This window comes from Streptomyces sp. NBC_01551, assembly GCF_026339935.1.
Taxonomy (GTDB): Bacteria; Actinomycetota; Actinomycetes; order Streptomycetales; family Streptomycetaceae; genus Streptomyces.
The window spans coordinates 1-1,243 of sequence record NZ_JAPEPX010000018.1 but is presented as its reverse complement, the minus strand read 5'-3'; the positions used below and the strand labels follow the sequence as shown (position 1 = coordinate 1,243).

Sequence of the window (1,243 nt, the reverse complement as noted above, 5' to 3'; positions counted from 1 at the left end):
CGCGACCTCGACCTCCGCGCGTTCGTCCTGTTCTCCTCCCTCGCCGCCGCCTTCGGCGCCTCCGGACAGGCCAACTACGCCGCCGCGAACGCCTCCCTCGACGCCCTCGCCGAACAGCGCCGCGCCGACGGCCTGCCCGCCACCGTGATTTCCTGGGGCGCCTGGGCCGAAGCGGGCATGGCCACCGACGAACTCGCCGCCGAGCGCCTTCGCCTCGCCGGACTCCCCGGCCTGGCCCCCGAACTCGCCCTGTCCGCCATGCACACGGCGCTCACCCTCGACGAGACCGCCTCGGTCGTCGCCGACATCGACTGGGAGCGCCTGGCACCCGGCCTCACCGCCGTACGCCCCTGCCCGCTGATCGCCGACCTCCCCGAGGCCGCGAACGCCCTCGCCGCCGACGCGCCCGACCAGGCCGCCGAGAGCGCCGACACGTTCGCCCGCCGGCTCGCCCACGCACCGGCGGGCGAACGCGACGCGCTCACCGTGGAGTTCGTCCGTACCCAGGTGGCCGCCGTACTCGGCTACCCGGGCCCCGGATCCGTCGACCCGGCCATCGCCTTCCGGGACCTCGGCTTCGACTCCCTCTCCGCGGTGGAGATCCGCAACCTCCTCGCCTCCCGGACCGGGCTGCGCCTGCCCGCGACGCTGATCTTCGACTACCCCAACTCCCTTTCCCTGGCCGCGTTCCTCCAGGACGAACTCCTCGGCGCACAGCCCGCCGCCGACCAGGCCCTCGCCACGGGTGCGGGCGCCGGCGCGGGCACCCGTACCGCCACCGACGACGACCCCATCGCGATCGTCGCCATGAGCTGCCGCTTCCCCGGCGGCGTGAGCACCCCCGAAGAGCTGTGGCAGCTGCTCGTGACCGGCCGCGACGCGATCGCCGGATTCCCGACGGACCGCGGCTGGGACCTCGACGGGCTGTACGACCCGGAGTCCGTCACCGAGAACACCACCTACGTCCGCGAGGGCGGCTTCCTCGCCGACGCCACCCGCTTCGACCCCGGGTTCTTCGGGATCTCGCCTCGCGAGGCCCTCGCCATGGACCCGCAGCAGCGACTGCTGCTGGAAACCTCCTGGGAAGCCTTCGAACGGGCCGGCATCGACCCCGCCACCGTGCGGGGCGAGCGGATCGGCGTCTTCACCGGCACCAACGGGCAGGACTACCTCGACGTCATCCTCGCCGCCCCCGACGGCAGCGAGGGATTCCTCGGCACCGGCAACGCGGCGAGCGTCGTCT

At 73.9% G+C, this 1,243-nt stretch carries 1 protein-coding gene; it reads left to right on the top strand.

The window, feature by feature from the left end:
• Window positions 1–1,243, top strand: a 1,243-nt coding sequence (locus tag OG982_RS30870) for a beta-ketoacyl reductase (RefSeq protein ID WP_266950280.1), incomplete at both ends; no start/stop codon positions are given.